We start from the raw sequence: 17,254 nt of genomic DNA on the forward strand, positions 1-17,254 counted from the left end.
GGTTATTCCCAGTTGCCCACGTCGGCCTTGTAGCCTTCGCCACCGACCGCGCCATCCTGGCCGAGGAAGATCAGGTCGAAGCTGGCGTGGCTACCGGGGAAGTGGTAAGCGAAACCATGGCCAAAGGGGTCGACCAGGTCCGAGGGCTTGGCATACGGCCCGGCCCAGCGGCTGGCGTTGGCCGGCTTTTTGAGCAGTTGTTCAAGGGTTGCCGGCGGCGCCCCGACATCCAGGGCATAGCTTTCGACCTTCATGCTCAGGCTGGCCAACTGCGCCTTGCCGGCACCGTACTTGCCCTTGTCGACGTTACCGCCGACCTGGCGCACCACGATGGTCGCGACAATGCCCAGCAGCACGATCACGGCAAGCATTTCGAGCAGGGTGAAGCCCGCTTGGCGGGCGTTGAAGCGTTGCTTGGAGGGCATGGGCGGTTTCCTAGATATTGCTGGTAAGGCTCATCAGCGGCAGCATGATGGCGAGCATGATTGCCGCCACCATCACCGCCATGACGATGGTCAGGGTGGGCACCAGCGCCGCGAGCAGGCGGTCGATGGTGCGTTTGGCTTCAAGGTCGTAGACATCGGCGACTTTGATCAGCATCGCGCCGAGGGTGCCCGACTGCTCACCGACTTCGATCATCTGCAGGGCAAGCTCCGGCAGCAGGGCCTCTGCCGACAGGGCAAGGCTCAGGCTGCTGCCTTGCCTGACCTGCTCGGTGGCATGCCCCACATGCTCGCGCAGGGCATGGTTGGCACTGACGTCACGGCCGATCGCCAGTGAACCGAGCAGGGTGACGCTGTTGCTCAACAAGGTGCCCAAGGTGCGCGCCAGGCGTGCGGTTTCCAGGCGCTGCAGCAGCGGGCCGAACAGGCGGTTGCGCCACAGGCGCAGGTCCTGGGCGATGCGCCTGCGCGGGTCACGCCGTGCGGCCAGGCCAAGCCAGCTGGCGCCGAGCAGCGTCAGCAGGCAGGCCAGCCCCCAGGCATTGACGAACTCGCCCATGGCCAGCACGGCGCGGGTCACCAGCGGGATGGGCACGCCCAGGTCCTGGAAGATCGGTACGAATTGCGGCACCACATAGGCCAGCAGCAGCGCCAACGAGCCGACCACACCGATCACCAGGAAAGCCGGGTAGATCAGCGCGTTGATCACTTCGCCACGCAGTTTGTGGCTTTGTTCCAGGTAGCCGGCAAGCTGGGCCAGGGTCACTTCGAGTACACCGCCGGCCTCGCCGGCCCGCACCAGGCTGGTGTAGAACGGTGAGAAACTGCCGGGGTGTTCTTCGAGCGCCTGGGACAGCGGCAAGCCGGCTTTGACCTGCTCGCGCACCCGCTCCAGCACGGCCTGGGCGGCGGGCCTGCGCACGTTCTTCAGTACGGTGCCCAGCGCCCGGTCCAGCGGTTGCCCGGCGCTGAGCAGGGTAGTGAGCTGCTGGGTGATGGTGATCAGTTCCACCGGCTGGAACACGCTGCGCGCCTTGCCCGAACGCAGCAGGCGGCTGCCCTGCCTGAGCTGCAGGATGAGCAGGCCGCGCCGTTGCAACTGGCGAGCGGCGTGGTCACGGTCACTGGCGTCCAGTTCGCCTTGCTGCTTGCGGCCTTCGCTGTCGAGCGCGGTGTAGGAGAAGGTCGGCACCTCAATCACCACCCGTGACGCGCAGCACTTCTTCAAGCGAGGTGACGCCGGCCAGGGCCTGGCGCAGGCCGTCCTCATAGAGGGTCACCAGCCCGTTGCGACGGGCGTGGGCCTCGAGTGTGGCGGCATCGGTCTGGCGCATGAGCATGCCGCGCAGGTCTTCGTCCATGACCAGCAGTTCGGTGATCGCGCTGCGCCCATGGTAACCGCCGCCTGGCGCCTGCTCGTCTGGGCGGTACAGCATGATCGGCCGCTGTTGCGTATAGCGGGCCAGTTGGTGGCGCTCGACCAGTTCGGCCGGTGCCTGGAAGGCGATACGGGTGGCCGGGTCGAGGCGGCGCACCAGGCGCTGGGCAAGGATGCCCTGCAGGGTGGAGGCGAGCAGGTAACCTTCGACGCCCATGTCCAGCAGGCGGGTGATGCTGGCGGCGGCGCTGTTGGTGTGCAGGGTCGACAGTACCAGGTGCCCGGTCAGCGATGACTGGATGGCGATGCGGCAGGTTTCCAGGTCGCGCATTTCACCGATCATGATCACGTCCGGGTCCTGACGCACGATCGAGCGCAATGCCGTGGCAAACCCCAGGCCGATGACAGGCTTGACCTGGATCTGGTTGATGCCGGTGAGCTGGTATTCGACCGGGTCTTCCACGGTGATGATCTTGCGTTCGGCGGTGTTCAGGCCCGACAACGCGGTGTAAAGGGTGGTGGTCTTGCCCGAACCGGTGGGCCCTGTGACCAGGAAGATGCCATGGGGGCGCGCCAGCAGATGCTCGATGCTGTGCAGGGTGGGGCCACGGATGCCCAGGCTGGCGAAGTCGAAACTCACGGTTTGCCGGTCCAGCAGGCGCATCACCACCGACTCGCCGAAACTGGTCGGCACGGTCGAGACCCGCAAGTCCAGCTCGCGGCCCTGAATGCGCAGCATGATCCGCCCATCCTGCGGCAGGCGGCGCTCGGCGATATCCAGCCGGGCCATGATCTTCAGCCGCGAGATGACCGCCGCGGCGTAGCCGGCCGGTGGTGCTTCGCCTTCGACCAGCACACCGTCGACCCGGTAGCGCACTTTCAGCTGGGTTTCGAAAGGTTCTACGTGGATATCCGAAGCGCGACGGTCGACGGCGTGTTGCAGCATCAGGTTGACCAGGCGGATCACTGGCGCCTCGGAAGCCATGTCCTTGAGCTGTTCGATGTCGCCTTCGTCGATGCTGTCGTCGTCCAGGGTCTGGATCAGCGCGCCCATGGCCGAGCGGCCTTCGCCGTAGGCCTGTTCGATCAGGGCGGTGATCTCGTCGCTGGTCCCTACCACCAGCTCTACCTGTTTTGCCGCCTGGTAACCGAGTGCGTTCAGCGCGTAGGCCGAAAGCGGCACGGCGGCGGCGACCTGCAAGTGGCTGCTGCTTTCACTGAGGGTGACCACGCCGTAGTGGCGGGCAAAGCGTTCGGTGGCCACAGGCGGGGTGTCGACACGCTGCCCGTCAAGCCTGGGCACGCCCAGCAACTCGGTGTAGGCCGCGGCCATTTGCTGCTCTCTTACAGCGCCCAGGCGCAGCAAGGTGCGCAGTTTTTCATGTTCGCCCATTGCCTGCGCCACGCCCAGGCGTGCAGCACGATTCATATCAGCCGGTTGCAATGCGCCAGCATTGAGCAGCCACTCACATATATCGTCAGCAGAGGGGATAGTTGATTTCATCATGATGGCTTAGTGCAAGTGCTGGCTATATAGCGGCACTTCACTACTTGTCAGGCCTGAGGTGGCCCGGAGAATACTTTGGAATTTTAATCGTTGCAACAGCCTATATTTTTGGTTTTTTCAGTGTGAATTAGCTGGCTGTTTTCAGCGGTCTCGAAAGCATATCACCCCGCTAAACCTAATTGCAACTAGGTTTAGCTTGGGGTGAATATTTGCCGTAAATGCTCAAAAAAAGCATGAAAAAACTACGCTTACAATAAATACTGGAATCTACTAATACATTTATGCTCTTAGCATGTGTTTAATGTAACTCTATTCTTTATATTTCGATGTTATTTGGCGTGGTTTTTTTGGTTTTTTGATGCGTTGCCCACTGTGCACTTCATGAGCGCTTGAACTTTTCAGTTAACTGTCCAGACTTACGCGCCGGCCGGGCCCTGTTTGCGGTCCGCTAATTCCTGCATTCTTTTTTCGAGAACTATTCGATGAATAGACTACTGCTGCCGTTCGCCTGTTCGGCACTGCTGGCCACTGTGCCAAGTGCCTTCGCAGATACAAACGGCGCCACTTCGGACTCAACGGCTTATGAAGCCCGTGAACAACTGGACAGCCAGCGTGAACAACTGTCCGGCGTTAGCGATGTTGCAAAGGGCGCCACTGATGCCAATGCCTTTGTCGACGCGCCGGTAGACACCGCCGATGCGCCGGCGCTGGTCAGCCAGCCGTAAGGCCGCAGGTTTGCCTGCTCCCATTCTGTTCTTGAGGATTCAACCCGTGAAACATTTCAAACAGGCCGTGAGCCTGATGGCGCTCGGCGTCATGCAGGCCTCGGGCGCTTTGGCGGCCGGGCCGGCCACCGGCAACGAGGTGGAGGCCCGGGTCAGCTCCATCCTGGACAACATGAACCAGGCCGAGAAGATCAACTTCACCCGGGTCAACGACGGCCACATGATCCCGTCGCTGCTCAAGTGGGGTATCCAGGGCGCGGTGGCGTACGACTCGTCCATGGGCGTGCATGTCAATAACGCCACCTTTGGCGCACAGTACCCTTCGCAGTCGGCCCTGGCCGCCACCTGGAGCATCAACCGGGCCAAAGAGTTCGGCCTGGCCATTGCCTATGAAACGCGTATTTCCGGCGGCCAGCAGATGCTCTCGCCCGGGGTGAACCTGTACCGCACGCCCTACAACGGGCGTTCGGCCGAATACGTCAGTGGCGAGGACCCGTTCCTTGGCGCGGTGCTGGCGCCGGCCATCGTCAACGGCATCCAGGCCCAGGGGATCCAGGCCAGCGGCAAGCACTACCTGGCCAACGAGCAGGAGGCCAATCGCCAGGCGGTCAATGTCGTGGCCGATGAACGCACGCTGCGTGAGCTGTACTTGCCCGGCTTCGAGTCGATGGTCAAGAACGCCAACGTGGCGTCGATCATGTGCGGCTTCAACAAGGTCAACGGCGACTACGCCTGCGAAAACCACCACCTGATCACCGAGGTGCTCAAAGGCGAGTGGGGCTATCAGGGCACCGTGATCAGTGACTTCAATGCCATTCACGACCCGTTCAAGGGGGCATGGGCGGGCACCGACCTGGACATGCCTTCGGGCCTGCAGTTCACCGAGGCCAACCTGCTGCCGTACCTGTGGAGCGGCCAGCTGACCCAGAACGTCATCGACGACAAGGTCAAGCGCAACCTGCGCGCCGTGGTCAGCTACGACTTCCAGGAAAACCTCAACACGGCAAAGACGCTGGAGCACACCGAGTATGGCCAGCGCGCCTCGCTGAACGCTGCACGTGAAGGCATCGTGCTGCTGCGCAACGCCGATACCGCTGCTGGCAAGCCGCTGCTGCCCCTGGCGCGCACCGCCAGAATCGCAGTGATCGGCGACTGGGCCAACCAGGCGCCTGCCTCGCCGTTCGGTACCGCCAACTCGCCACCCAACAGCTACGTGACCGAACTCAGCGGGCTGCAGCAACTGGCGTCGAACAGCGCCAATGTCACTTACCTGTCGGCGTTGAGCCTGAACCCCAAGGCGGCAGTCTGGTACCAGCCGACCTCGTCCGGCAGCGGCGTCAGCAATGCCGGGGTGAAGGCCGAATACTTCAGCAACACCAGCCTCAGCGGCAGCCCGGTACTGACCCGCATCGAGCCGGGCGTGAACCTCAACTGGACCACCAGCACCAATGAAACCAGCACCGGCACCACTGCCGTGTCCGGCTTCAGCCCGACAGCCGGGGCGTTCTCCGCACGCTTCAGTGCGACGATCAAGCCGACCGTCTCGGGTGCGCATGTGTTCAAGGTGCGCGCCGACGGCCCTTACAAGCTTTGGGTCGATGGCAAGCTGGTGGTGCAGAGCGACGGCGTGCCGTACTCCTCTGATGTGGTCAACGCGCTGACCACCTCGGGCAAGAGCGCTGCCCTGGTGGCGGGCAAGTCCTACAACGTCAAGCTTGAGTACCGCCGTGTGCAAGGCAACTTCACGCCGGCACTGGGCGGCCTGGCAGGCGTTCAGATGAGCTGGGCGTCCCTGCGACCGCCGAAGGACATCGCCAGCTACGATGCCGTGGTGATCGCCGCGGGCACCAACTACGAGAACGAGGGTGAAGGCTCCGACCACGGCTACGCGCTGCCGGACCAGCAGGCCGAGTTGATCAAATTCGTCACCAAGGCCAACCCGAACACCATCGTCGTCACCCATGGCGGCGGCGTGGCCGACATGCAGCCGTGGGCCAAGAAGGTTGGCGCAGCGTTGCATGCCTGGTTCCCGGGGCAACAGGGTGGCCAGGCACTGGCTGAAATCCTGTATGGCAAGGTGAACCCGTCGGGCAAGCTGCCGGTGACCATCGACAAGAAGATCGAAGACAACCCAAGTTACGCGTCCTACCCGGACCCGGCCGCCTACCGTGGCGACAACCCGCTGACCGAGATCGACTACAGCGAGGGGCTTTACATGGGGTACCGCGGCTATGACAAGAAGCACGCCAAACCGCTGTACCCGTTCGGCTTCGGCTTGTCGTACACCACGTTCGGCTATTCGGACTTGAAGCTCTCGACCAATGTGATGACCCCGGGCAACACCGTGAACGCCACGTTCACCCTGACCAACACGGGTGACAAGGCGGGCTTTGAGGTCGCGCAGCTGTATATTCAGCCGATCGCCCCGCAAGTCGACCGCCCGAAGAAGGAGCTCAAGGGCTTTACCAAGGTGTACCTGGAGCCGGGCCAGAGCAAGACCGTGAGTTTGCCGATCGACTCGCGCTCGCTGGCGTACTTCGTACAGAACACCGACAGTTGGGACGTCGATGCCGGCAAGTTCAAGGTGTGGGTCGGCCCGGACTCGGAAAACCTCACGCTGCAGCGCACGCTGGTCACGCTCATGCCGCAACACCTGACCACGCGTGACAGCAACCCACTACCGGCGCCGCTGCAAGCGGCGGTGCAGGTCAGCGACAGCCAGGCTTACTGACCGTCGGACTAGGCCTTGATGCAAGAGGCAAGGCGTAGCAGGTAGGCGTCGAAGACCGCTTCGACGTCGACCTGGTCCGGGGCGCGCAGCCACTGGATCTGCAGGCCATCCATCACGGCGAAGATCTCGGTCGCCAACGCCTTCGCATCAATGTCCTTGCGCACCTCGCCATGCTCGACCAGCGCCGCCAGGTGCGCCTGGGCGTGGGCGTGGGTCAGCGCGAATTTCTCTTTGTACCAGGGCCAGGCCGGGTGCTGCTCGGACAGGCTTTCGACGCTGATCATCATCGAAGCCTGGCATTCAAGCAGGTTCTGCACGCTGAAGTTCATGCTCATGCGCACGAACGCCAGGAAATTCGCAAGCGTCGGCGCCATCTCCAGCTCGGCAAACTTCTCCGTCACTCGCCGATCGCGCCGATCGAGCAAGGCCTGCAGCAACGACACCTTGTTGGGGAAGTGGTGCAACAACCCGACCGTAGTGATGCCGGCGATTTCGGCCACATCGCGCATGGAGGCCGCTGCATAACCGTCTTTGGCGAACACGGCGGTGGCCGCATCCAGCAGGGCGGCGCGGCGCATTTCGCCCTTGGGGGCGCGGCGGCGTTTGGTGACCGGTGTGCTGGACGCTTCGGTTTCGTGATCCTGACCTGACATAAACCAACTTCAAGCTGTAGTGGGTGGTGTGCCGGTTCCGCTGAAGCGGCGAGGGCGATTATGGCAAAAGTTCTAGGGTTCGTGCGCCCGGTATGCGCCTGGGCGGTTGATCAGGATGGCCGTGGCGACGCTGGCCAGTGCGACCAGGGCATTGCCGACCCACAGCCCGAGCATGATGCCGTTGGCACCTTGCAGCGCTGCGCCTGCGGTGACGAAGGGCAGGGTACCCAAGGTGGCGCGAAGCCAGGCGTAGAAGGCCACCCACCCTGCCTGGCCACGGCAGATGAACAGCGAAATGGCGATGAAGTCCAGGCCCATGATGACCCACAGCCCCGGCCCGTACCGGCACAGGTCCTCGATCAGCGCCTGCCCCGGGCCTGACAGCGTGAAGGCATGGCCAAGCCACGGCGCGGCGCTTGCCAGCACTGCCCAGGCGACCAGGCCGTACACCACCACCAGCCTGGCGGCGCTGTGCAAGGCTGCCTGTGAACGCGCATGGCGGTGCGCGCCCAGGTTCTGTGCCAGGATCGGCACCAGCGCGCCCGGCAAGGCGAAGTACAGGCAGTAGGTAATCTGCAGCACTCTGTCCATCACCGCCATGCCAGCCATGACCGAGACCCCGAACAGTGCCAGCTGCGCCATGGTGTAGGTCAGGGCGACGGGCATCGCAAGATTAGCGAGGGTGTAAGGCAAGGCAATGCGCATGATGCGTGCGCCATACAGCCGCAGCAGGCGTAGGCGTATGCGCGTGGCAAGGCCGACATGGGCCCTGACCAGGTACAGGCCCGTCAGGCTGCCTGCTGTGGCTGCCACCAGGCAGGAAAGGCCGGCGCCCAACAGTTTCAGGTCCAGACCAAAGATCAGTATCGGGTCGACGATGGCCAGGCAGGCGGCACTGGCCAGCACCACTGCCAGCGCGCGCCCGCTCAAACCTTGCGCCCGGAGCACTTGGGCCGTGGCCTGAGTGAGCGCCATCAGCACCGACGCCACCAGCGTCATGGCAATGAATTGCCGGGCAAGCGGTGAGGCGGGCGCATCGGCCCCCACCAGGCCGGCGAAGAAGTCCAGGTTGTACCACTGCAGTGCAGACACACTGGCCGAGACCAGCGCGGCGAGGATCAGCATGTGGCTGGTCAGCGCAGGCACGGAGGCGCTCGAACCCTGGCCGACCCTGCGGGAGATCATGGTGCCTGCAGCGACGACAATGCCCGCCACCAGGCTTGAATTGAAAAAGGCCAGGGTCTTGGCGATGCCTACCGCAGCAATGAGTACTTCGTCATGCAGCAGGGCGACATACGTGAGCGTGAGAATGTCGGTCAGGAAGATCGCCAGCAGGCTCAGCGCACTGGTAAACGCCATTACCCGGACGTGGTGGGTCAATGAACCTTGGGTGAATGTGGCGGGGTGCTTCATCTTGGGGGTTACCGCTAGGGTGGGTGCAACAGTGCGGTACCAAGACAACGTGGGCTGCGAAGAGTTTAACGGAAAAGCCGCGTGAGTGTTCTTCACCCGACACGCTGCAACTGCCAAGTGGTGGCTGGCCGGCTGGGCTCAATGCAGCCGTAGCAACCGGTCCAGTGACAGAGGCCCGGCACCCCGGGCTATCAGCAACAGCAGCAGGCCAGCCCACGACAGGTGGGTAGGCCAGGCGTCCGGGTAGACGAATATCTGGATGACCGCTGTCATGCCGAGCAGGGCAAGCGCTGAAAGCCGGGTGAACAGGCCCAGCACCAATAGCAGTGGGAACAGGTGCTCGGCGTAGGTTCCCAGGTGGGCTGCGAGCCAGGGCGAAAGCAGCGGCAAGGCATACTCGCTCTGGAACAGCTCGTAGGTACTGGGCGTGATGCTCAGCAGACCCTCGACCTTGGTGCGGCCTGACAGGAAGAATATCGAGGCGATGCCCAACCGCGCGACCAGGCACAACGCACTGTCGTTGAGCAGCCGTTGCAGGCAGTCGGCAAGGCCGTTCCAGCGTTGGCGCAGGCCAATGGGTGGAGCTGGGGGGCGCAGGGTGTCCATGGCCGTTCCTTCAATCGAATGAAAGCGGGAGAAAGACCCGGGCCTGCATCAGGCGACCGAGCAGGCTGGTGAAGTCGAGGCCAGGCTGGCGTTGCAGGGCAAGTTGCGAGGCGCTTTCCAGTGTGTGACCGGCTGCGCAGGCATCCAGGAACGTGCAGCCACCGGCCTCGAGTGGCTGATGGTTCACGCTTTCCTGGTCGGCGCTCAACAGTGCGCCTTCTGCCACCCAGGGTTGCGACTGTGGCCATGCCAGGCCTTCGCGGCTGCAGCGCCACAGGCTAAGTGCCGGGTGAGCGGCGAACCACTGCCAGCGCACGCTCTGGCGCGGCCGCAGGTGGCTGCGACCCAGGTCGCTGGCCGTCATGCCTGCCAGGTCGGCCAGGGCCAGGCAAGGTTGCTCGTCGGCGGCGAACACTTCGCACCAATACCAGTCCAGGCGTGCGACATCGGCCAGGTAGGGCAGGCCGTGGCTGGCCTGGCTGTCTTGCAGAAACGCCGCGAACGTCGCACCGTAGCGGATCAGCCGTGCGTCGTCAGGTGGGGTGTGTTGTGCGTAGGCGGCAGCGGCTTGCTGCATCCAGCCGGCGCCGACCAGAGTTTCGACACTGGGGAAGTTGGCGCGCAGTGCGTCCACGCAGCCGGCCATCACGGTATTGCGGTAGACCGCGAACGCCGGCTGGCGTGTCAGGTTGTGCAGCAGCGGAGCAGGGCGCAGGTAGAGTGCATCGATGAAGGCGTCCTGGAACTGGCCAAGTGGCAGGTTCATGGCAAGGCTCCTGCGTGGTCGAGGGTCGACTGGGCAATCGCCCGTTCGGCAAGCAGTTCATCGAAGGCGGGGAGGTTGCCGTCGCGTTCGATCAGTGTCGGGCGCGCGCCGATGCGCGCGATCAGCCGGCGGTACAACGCCCAGACCGGTTCGGCAATGGCTGCATCGTGTGAGTCGATGAGCAGTGCGCCTTGGTCGTCGTGGCTGTGGCCGGCCAGGTGCACTTCGCTGATGGCATGGGCCGGGAAGCGGTCGAGGTAGCCTTGGGCGTTGAAACCCAGGTTGTGGGCGCTGACATGAACATTGTTGATGTCCAGCAACAGCGTGCAGCCGGTGCGGCGCACCAGCTCGCCGAGGAACTCGATTTCGTCCAGGTCGTGCCCTTGCAGTTGCAGGTAGTGGCTGGGGTTTTCGATGGCGATGCAGCGCCCCAGGGCATCCTGGGTGCGCAGGATATTGTCACTGATGCGTGCCAAGGCTTCGTGGCTGCGGGGGAACGGCAGCAGGTCGGGGTGATACTGGTCACGCCAGGTGGACCAAGCCAGGTGCTCCGACACCAGCACCGGGTTTACCTGGTCGATCAGCACGCGCAACCGGCGCAGGTGGGTGATGTCCGGTTCGGCGTCCGCTGCCAGTGACAGCGCAACGCCGTGCAGCGACAGCGCATGGCGTTCGGCCATGCGCTGCAGCCACGCCAGGCGCGGCCCGCCGACCATGTAGTTCTCTGGATGCACCTCATACCACAGGCCGTCGGCGTTGCAGGCCAAGGCCTGGGCAAAGTGTTCAGCCTTGAGCCCGAGCCCGGCGCCCAGAGGGGCAGTTCGGTTCATGGTCGGCGGCCTCTGCTCAAGACTTGATCGGGGTCAGTGAACCCATGCCATTGGGCGTCTTGATCGAGGTGCAGGTGCCGGCCGGGACGTTTTTCCAGGCCATGCCGTCGTAGTCTTTTTTGGAGCTGCCTGCGCAACTGGTGCCGGCACCGGCTTTGCAGTCGTTCTTGCCGGCCATGGCGACGCCGTAGCATTTTTCCATGGCTGCACCGTTGCTGGTGGTATCTGCGGCGGTGGCGACGCTGGCCATGGAAGCAAGGGCCAGGGCGGCAGTGGTAAGGGCGAGGGTATTCATGGGGGTGTCTCCAGAGAGTGGGGCCGTGGTGATGTACCGAAGGCTCATGGACTAGTTCGCGGTGGCCGCTGCTGCGGTTACAGGCACGCAAAAATATTTTTTGCTTGGTGCATTTGCCCTGACCTATGCGCTGAAAAGCGCAGCAGCGGCTAAGGTTCGATAAAAGAAAAAACTACAGACGGTGTAACCTTGGCCCCCCATGCAACGAACTAACTCTCAGGACCACCTCGGCGCACGCGAGGCGCAGTTGCAGGGCTTGCTGCTGCGCGGGCTGGCGGGCGATGCACGGGCCTACCGCGAATTCCTTGCGGCGCTGGCGCTGCATGTGCGTGGGTTTCTGCGGCGGCGGCTGCAGCAGCGCCCGGCCGAAATCGAAGACTTGCTGCAGGAAGTGTTGCTGGCCGTGCATAACGCACGTCATACCTACCAGCCGCAACAGCCGTTGACGGCGTGGGTACAGGCGATTGCCCGTTACAAGCTGGCAGATTACCTGCGCCGCTATGCGCACCACGACGCGTTGCACGAGGTGCTGGAAGACGACAGTGACCTGTTCGCCACCAGTGATGAAGCGCCTGCCCAGGCCAGCCGCGATCTGGGCAAGCTGTTGGGGCGGTTGCCGGCGCGCCAACGCTTGCCCATTGTCCACGTCAAGCTGGAGGGGCTCTCGGTGGAGGAGACTGCGCGTATCACCGGGCTTTCCTGTTCGGCGGTCAAGGTGGGGATACACCGGGGGCTCAAGGCGCTGGCCAAGCTGATTCGAGGCAGTGAAGAGCATGAAGACTGATGAACTGATTACCCTGCTGGCTGCTGGTGAAGCGCCGGTGGGGCGCCATGCGCTGGCACGGCGCCTGGCGCTGGCGTTGCTAGCAGGCACACTGGCTGCAGTGCTGATGACGGTGGCCGTCTATGGCGTGCGCAGTGACCTTGCCGAAGTGGCGCGTACGCCGCTGTTCTGGGCCAAGCTGGCCTTGCCCGCCAGCCTGGCGCTGCTCGGGCTGTGGTTGACGCAGCGCCTGGCCAGGCCCGGCGTGCGCGGTGGGGTGGTGTGGCAACTGCTCGGGCTACCGTTGCTGCTGGTCTGGCTGGGAGCGGCGATCAGCCTGTTCGGGGCTCCGGTCGAAGCCCGTGCCGATTTGATCTTTGGGCGTACCTGGCGCACCTGTGCGTTGAACATCACGCTGCTGTGCGTGCCGGTGTTCATCACCCTGTTCTGGGCATTGCGTGGCCTGGCACCGACGCGGCTGCGCCAGGCTGGCGCAGCGGCGGGCCTGCTCGCCGGTGCGACCGCAACCTTGGTTTACTGCCTGCACTGCCCGGAAATGCAGGTGCCGTTCTGGGGGATCTGGTACGTGCTGGGGATGTCGGTGCCCACGTTGATGGGAGCAGTGCTTGGCCCGCGTTTGTTGAGGTGGTGAAGATGTAGAGCCTGGCTGATCGAGCGATACGGTGGGCTAGCGCAATGTTCGCTCAATTCCCCCAACCAGCAGGCTTTCCATCAACCCCAACCCTTGTTCCTCAGGCAAAGCCTTCAGCATCCCAGGCAACTGGTTGAGCAACGTCGCCACCACCTGCGCCGTCGCCGCCAATGCTGCGTCGGGCAGTTTCGCCTGCGGTGCGATCAACCGCAGCAACCCTGTCTCGTAACGTTTGCGCAACAACGCCAGGCGCGTTTGCTGCGCTTCGCTCAGGCAGCAGAAGTCCCGTGCGGCCAGGCGAAACTGCAGGGGCCGTTCGGCATGCAGTTGCCAGTGCGCTGCAATCAGGCAAGCCAACGCCGAACCCCCGCGCGCCATAGCGCGGCGGCCAGGCTCCAGGGTCGCCTGCAGCTCCTCGTACAACTCTTCGATCAGGTCGTAAAGCAAGTCCTGCTTGCTCGGGAAGTGGTGATACAGCGAACCTGCGGTCACGCCCAGATGTGCAGCCAGTTCGCGCATGCTCACCTGGCCGAAGCCCTTCTCGGCGAACAGCGCCATGGCCCGGTCACGTCGCTCTTCAAAATTGGCACAGCGCATCGCGGCATTGACCGGGGGCATGCTGTTAGCTCCTCAGTAGGTGAAGAAGCCGCGGCCGCTCTTGCGCCCCAGCCAGCCGGCCGCGACCATTTCCCTTAGCAGTGGGGCAGGGCGGTACTTGCTGTCGTTGAAGCCCTCATGGAAGGCTTCCATGATCGCCAGCAAGGTGTCCAGGCCAATCAGGTCGGCCAGCGCCAGCGGGCCGATCGGCTGGTTGCAACCCAGGCGCATGCCAGTGTCGATGTCCTCGGCACTGGCCAGGCCCTCCTGGCGCACGAAGATCGCTTCGTTGATCATCGGCACCAGGATGCGGTTGACCACGAAGCCCGGGCGGTTACCGGCAGTGATCGGCGTCTTGCCGAGCTTCTCGGTAACCAGCAGGGCCTGGGCATAGGTGCTGTCGCTGGTTTGCAGGCCACGGATGATCTCGACCAGGGCCATCATCGGCACCGGGTTGAAGAAGTGCACGCCGATGAACCGCTCAGGGTGCTCGATACTGGCCGCCAGCTGGGTCACCGACAGTGACGAGGTGTTGGTGGCAATCAGGCAATCGGGCGCCACGTTGGCAGCCACTTGCTGAAGGATGCGTTGCTTGAGCTGCAGGTTTTCGGTCGCCGCCTCGATCACCAGTTGCGCAGTGCTCAAGCGGGCATAATCGGTGCTGGTGCTGATGCGCGCTTTGGCTGCGCTGGCGCGCTCAGCATCGAGGGTACCCTTGTTGACCTGGCGCTCCAGGTTTTTGCTCAGGGTGGCGACGCCGCGCTCTAGTGCGGCCTCGGCGACATCCACCAGCAGCACCTGATAGCCGGCCACCGCGCAGACTTGCGCGATGCCGTTGCCCATGGTGCCGGCGCCGATCACGGCGATCTGTTCAATGCTCATGTTGCAAGTTCCCTCAGACGCGCTCGAAGACGACGGCGATGCCCTGGCCGCCGCCAATGCACATGGTGGCCAACGCGTAGCGGCCCTGAATGCGCTGAAGTTCATGGATGGCCTTGGTGGCAATGATCGCCCCGGTGGCACCCACCGGGTGGCCCAGGGAAATGCCGGACCCGTTCGGGTTGACCTTCTGCGGGTCGAAGTCCAGCGCGCGGGCCACGGCACAGGCTTGGGCGGCGAAGGCTTCATTGGACTCGATCACGTCCAGGTCGCTGATGTTCAGGCCGGCCTTTTCCAGCGCTTTGCGTGTTGCCGGAATCGGCCCCAGGCCCATCAGCTCGGGCTCGACGCCGGCATGGGCGTAGGCCACCAGGCGCGCCAGCGGCTTGAGGCCCAGGCGGCGTACGGCGTCACCGGTCGCCAGCACCAGGCCGGCAGCGCCGTCGTTGATGCCGCTGGCGTTGCCGGCGGTAACGGTGCCGTCTTTCTTGAAGACGGTCTTCATGCCGGCCAGCTGTTCGGCGGTCACATCACCGCGTACGTGTTCGTCAACGGCGAACTCGACGGTGCCTTTGCGGGTTTTCAGTTCCAGCGGCACGATCTGGCTGGCGAAGCGGCCTTCAGCGATGGCACGGGCGGCGCGGCGCTGGCTGGTCAGGGCCAGTTCATCCTGCATCTGGCGGGTGATGCCGTGCTTGGCGGCGACATTTTCCGCCGTGATGCCCATGTGGAAGTGTTCGAACGGGTCCTGCAGAACGCCGACGGTGTAGTCGATGCCTTGCAGGTCGCCCATGCGCGCACCCCAGCGGGCCTGTGGCAGCAAGTAAGGGCCACGGCTCATGGACTCGGCACCGGCGGCCAGGGCCACATCGGCATCACCCAGCAGCAGGCACTGGGTAGCGGAAACGATGGCCTGAAGGCCCGAACCGCACAGGCGGTTGACGTTGAATGCCGGGGTTTCCTTGGGGATGCCAGCGTTCATCGCGGCGACCCGCGACAGGTAGGCATCGCGTGGCTCGGTGGGGATGACATTACCCATGACTACATGGCCGACCTGCTCAGGGGCTACGCCCGAGCGTTCGAGGGCGGCGCGGCTGATGGCAGTGGCGAGGTCTGCCAGCGGCAGGTCCTTGAGCGAGCCACCAAAACCACCGATGGCGGAACGGACGGCACTGACGACGTAGATTTCTGCGCTGCTCATAGAGGCTCCGATTGCGAAGGCATGGCGGAAGCGGGCCAGGCTCTGCGAGAATGGCCGGCGCTCCCTCGTTGAGTCCGAGTCTAGGCAAAGGCCCTGTTCCAGCCTATGCCGGATCTGTTCAGTCAACCTGGCACTTTTTGCCACTCAGCATAGACAGCGAATAACGCCATGCGCGATAGCGATTCGGTCGCCGTGTACTTTCTCAATGCCATGTTTCATGCCCTGCGCGACCAGCCCTTGGCGCGTGACGCCCATCTGCGCGCGGTGGGCATCGACCCGGCGCTGCTCGATCAGCCGCAGGCCCGCGTACCGGCCAAGGCGTTCGCCCAATTGTGGCTGACGCAGATCCAGCAACTGGACGATGAGTTCTTTCGCCTCGACAGCCATGGCATGCCGCTGGGCAGCTTTGCCCTGATCTGTCGCGGCCTTATCCAGGAGCCGAACCTGGACAAGGCACTGCGCCAATGCTTGGGCAATTTCAGCCTGTTCCTGCATGACCTGCGCGGCAACCTGACCGTGCGCGCCGGGCGGGCGGTGATCAGCGTGCACTCGGGCATTGCCGACCCGTTGACCCGGGTTTATGCCGAGGAGACCTATCTGGTGCTGGTGGTTGGCCTGCTGTGCTGGCTGGCCGGGCGCCGTCTGGCCATCGACCGCACCGAACTGGCAGTGGCGCGCCCGGCCCAGGACGACGACCTGCTGCTGTGGGGGCCGGACTTGCGTCTGGGCAGCGGGCGCACCGAGGTTGAGTTCGACAGCGCTTATCTGCGTCTGCCGGTGGTCCAGGACCTGGCTGGTCTGAAAACCTTTCTGCGTAGCGCGCCCCAGGGCCTGGTGATCCGCTTTCGCAACCAGAATGGGTTGGTGGCCCAGGTGTACCGCCACCTGCGCGCCCGGCGCTACGGGCAATGGCCGACCCTGGCGGCCCTGGCTGAGCAGCAGGGGATCAGTGCCAGCACTTTCCGCCGCCAGTTGGAGCGCGAAGGGCGTTCGTATCAGCAGATCAAGGATGAGGTGCGTCGCGCCATGGCGTTCGAGCGTTTGCGTGAGGGGGTGATGAGCATTGCCGAAATCGCCGAGCAGGCGGGGTTTCAGGAGCCCAGTGCGTTTCATCGGGCGTTCAAGAAGTGGACGGGGCAAAGTCCGGGGAGATATCGGGCTAGGTTGGTTGGGCAGTAGCGTTGGCCCAGCCTGGCCGGCCTCAGCGCCTGCACGGCCCAGCCATGGGCCGAAGCGCTTGACGGGCATCCATGCCCGTCACCTCCCTGCGCAAGACCTGCACTCGGCCTCCTGAAGTCGCAATCTGTGGTGGCTGAGCTACCGCGCGCTTAGAAGCAGAAGCAGAGGCAGAGCTTGCAAAAAATGGAGCGGCAACGTTGCGGCGGTGTCGCATTTGCCTCTTGGCTTCAGAAACGTGCGGTACTCACCGTGATATAGCCCTTGCCCAGCAGCGCAATGCGGATCACCGTCTCATCGGCTGGCGCCTTGCGCTTTTGCTTGATGCAAACGCCCTCGACAGCGATGGTACGGATGCGGTGCGCGATGAGGCGGCCACACGCGTCGAAAAACAACTCGCTGGCCAGCAACTCGATGCGTTCGATCAGCCCCCGCGTGCGCTCGTCGGTAGCACAAAAGAACAGTACTCCCGACCAGTGCGGGTCGTCGTCAGGGTTGCTGACATCATGGGCCAGCAGCTCGCGCAGGGCGCTGCGCAACTCGGCAGTGGTGCGGGTGTGTGGATGCATGCGCAGCTTCCTCTGGGACACAAGTGCCGATCATGTTTTCCATGGTGGTGCGCGGCAAGTAGGACGCTTC

18 protein-coding genes are annotated in these 17,254 nt (G+C 63.8%); 5 read left to right on the top strand and 13 right to left on the bottom strand.

All coding sequences use genetic code 11. The features are described from left to right. Positions 1–2 precede the first annotated feature (2 nt). The 3 genes from gspG to gspE are packed head-to-tail and all read right to left on the bottom strand — an operon-like array spanning position 3 to position 3,328. Positions 3–425 (bottom strand): type II secretion system major pseudopilin GspG, encoded by a 423-nt coding sequence (gene gspG, locus ACEWE8_RS06340; protein ID WP_046785525.1) that lies wholly within the window; start codon positions 423–425, stop codon positions 3–5. A 10-nt stretch (positions 426–435) separates the two neighbouring features. Further along, on the bottom strand, positions 436–1,635 hold the full coding sequence (locus ACEWE8_RS06345; protein WP_046785659.1) for a type II secretion system F family protein: 1,200 nt from the start codon (positions 1,633–1,635) through the stop codon (positions 436–438). Between the two features lies 1 nt (position 1,636). After that, positions 1,637–3,328: a type II secretion system ATPase GspE gene (gene gspE / locus ACEWE8_RS06350; RefSeq protein WP_046785524.1), complete on the bottom strand. Its 1,692-nt coding sequence runs from the start codon at positions 3,326–3,328 to the stop codon at positions 1,637–1,639. A 482-nt stretch (positions 3,329–3,810) separates the two neighbouring features. Between gspE and ACEWE8_RS06355 the strand changes: the two genes are divergently transcribed. Both ACEWE8_RS06355 and ACEWE8_RS06360 read left to right on the top strand, forming a co-directional pair. After that, positions 3,811–4,053, top strand: coding sequence for a hypothetical protein (locus tag ACEWE8_RS06355; protein WP_039604477.1), 243 nt, complete (start codon positions 3,811–3,813; stop codon positions 4,051–4,053). Between the two features lie 76 nt (positions 4,054–4,129). Beyond that, positions 4,130–6,784: a glycoside hydrolase family 3 protein gene (locus ACEWE8_RS06360; RefSeq protein WP_046785658.1), complete on the top strand. Its 2,655-nt coding sequence runs from the start codon at positions 4,130–4,132 to the stop codon at positions 6,782–6,784. 8 nt (positions 6,785–6,792) lie between these two features. On the opposite strand, the gene ACEWE8_RS06365 is transcribed toward ACEWE8_RS06360, so the two are convergent. From ACEWE8_RS06365 to ACEWE8_RS06390, 6 genes are all read right to left on the bottom strand, one after another. Continuing rightward, positions 6,793–7,437, bottom strand: coding sequence for a TetR/AcrR family transcriptional regulator (locus ACEWE8_RS06365; protein WP_046785523.1), 645 nt, complete (start codon positions 7,435–7,437; stop codon positions 6,793–6,795). A gap of 72 nt (positions 7,438–7,509) precedes the next feature. Next, positions 7,510–8,850 (bottom strand): MATE family efflux transporter, encoded by a 1,341-nt coding sequence (locus ACEWE8_RS06370; RefSeq protein WP_395589235.1) that lies wholly within the window; start codon positions 8,848–8,850, stop codon positions 7,510–7,512. 138 nt (positions 8,851–8,988) lie between these two features. Further along, on the bottom strand, positions 8,989–9,456 hold the full coding sequence (locus ACEWE8_RS06375) for a DoxX family protein (RefSeq protein WP_046785522.1): 468 nt from the start codon (positions 9,454–9,456) through the stop codon (positions 8,989–8,991). 10 nt (positions 9,457–9,466) lie between these two features. After that, complete coding sequence (locus ACEWE8_RS06380; RefSeq protein WP_046785521.1) at positions 9,467–10,222, bottom strand: DNA-binding domain-containing protein; 756 nt, start codon at positions 10,220–10,222, stop codon at positions 9,467–9,469. Continuing rightward, positions 10,219–11,052 carry a DUF692 domain-containing protein gene (locus ACEWE8_RS06385; protein WP_046785520.1) on the bottom strand — a complete coding sequence of 278 codons (834 nt, stop codon included), beginning with the start codon at positions 11,050–11,052 and terminating at the stop codon, positions 10,219–10,221. Before ACEWE8_RS06385 ends, ACEWE8_RS06380 begins: the two co-directional genes overlap by 4 nt. Before the next feature lie 16 nt (positions 11,053–11,068). Continuing rightward, positions 11,069–11,347, bottom strand: a complete 279-nt coding sequence (locus ACEWE8_RS06390; protein WP_039602319.1) for a DUF2282 domain-containing protein — start codon at positions 11,345–11,347, stop codon at positions 11,069–11,071. 199 nt (positions 11,348–11,546) lie between these two features. Here ACEWE8_RS06390 and ACEWE8_RS06395 point away from each other — a divergent pair, with 199 nt between their 5' ends. Together ACEWE8_RS06395 and ACEWE8_RS06400 are read left to right on the top strand one after the other, a co-directional pair. Next, positions 11,547–12,131, top strand: a complete 585-nt coding sequence (locus tag ACEWE8_RS06395; RefSeq protein WP_046785519.1) for a sigma-70 family RNA polymerase sigma factor — start codon at positions 11,547–11,549, stop codon at positions 12,129–12,131. Next, positions 12,121–12,762: a DUF1109 domain-containing protein gene (locus ACEWE8_RS06400; protein ID WP_046785518.1), complete on the top strand. Its 642-nt coding sequence runs from the start codon at positions 12,121–12,123 to the stop codon at positions 12,760–12,762. The genes ACEWE8_RS06395 and ACEWE8_RS06400 overlap by 11 nt, the downstream gene beginning before the upstream one ends. Positions 12,763–12,798: 36 nt before the next feature. On the opposite strand, the gene ACEWE8_RS06405 is transcribed toward ACEWE8_RS06400, so the two are convergent. The 3 genes from ACEWE8_RS06405 to ACEWE8_RS06415 are packed head-to-tail and all read right to left on the bottom strand — an operon-like array spanning position 12,799 to position 15,439. Beyond that, complete coding sequence (locus ACEWE8_RS06405; protein ID WP_012314083.1) at positions 12,799–13,380, bottom strand: TetR/AcrR family transcriptional regulator; 582 nt, start codon at positions 13,378–13,380, stop codon at positions 12,799–12,801. A 12-nt stretch (positions 13,381–13,392) separates the two neighbouring features. Beyond that, positions 13,393–14,241, bottom strand: a complete 849-nt coding sequence (locus ACEWE8_RS06410) for a 3-hydroxybutyryl-CoA dehydrogenase (protein WP_046785517.1) — start codon at positions 14,239–14,241, stop codon at positions 13,393–13,395. 13 nt (positions 14,242–14,254) lie between these two features. Beyond that, positions 14,255–15,439, bottom strand: a complete 1,185-nt coding sequence (locus ACEWE8_RS06415; protein WP_046785516.1) for an acetyl-CoA C-acyltransferase family protein — start codon at positions 15,437–15,439, stop codon at positions 14,255–14,257. Positions 15,440–15,607: 168 nt separating this feature from the next. Between ACEWE8_RS06415 and ACEWE8_RS06420 the strand changes: the two genes are divergently transcribed. Further along, positions 15,608–16,618 (top strand): AraC family transcriptional regulator, encoded by a 1,011-nt coding sequence (locus ACEWE8_RS06420; RefSeq protein WP_046785515.1) that lies wholly within the window; start codon positions 15,608–15,610, stop codon positions 16,616–16,618. Between the two features lie 227 nt (positions 16,619–16,845). Here ACEWE8_RS06420 and ACEWE8_RS06425 read toward each other — a convergent pair whose 3' ends face one another. Continuing rightward, entirely contained in the window at positions 16,846–17,184 is a 339-nt protein-coding gene (locus ACEWE8_RS06425) for a hypothetical protein (protein WP_046785514.1), read from the bottom strand. Between the last annotated feature and the right edge of the window lie 70 nt (positions 17,185–17,254).

This window comes from Pseudomonas sp. TR47 (genome assembly GCF_044143025.1).
GTDB classification, from domain to species: domain Bacteria; phylum Pseudomonadota; class Gammaproteobacteria; order Pseudomonadales; family Pseudomonadaceae; genus Aquipseudomonas; species Aquipseudomonas putida_E.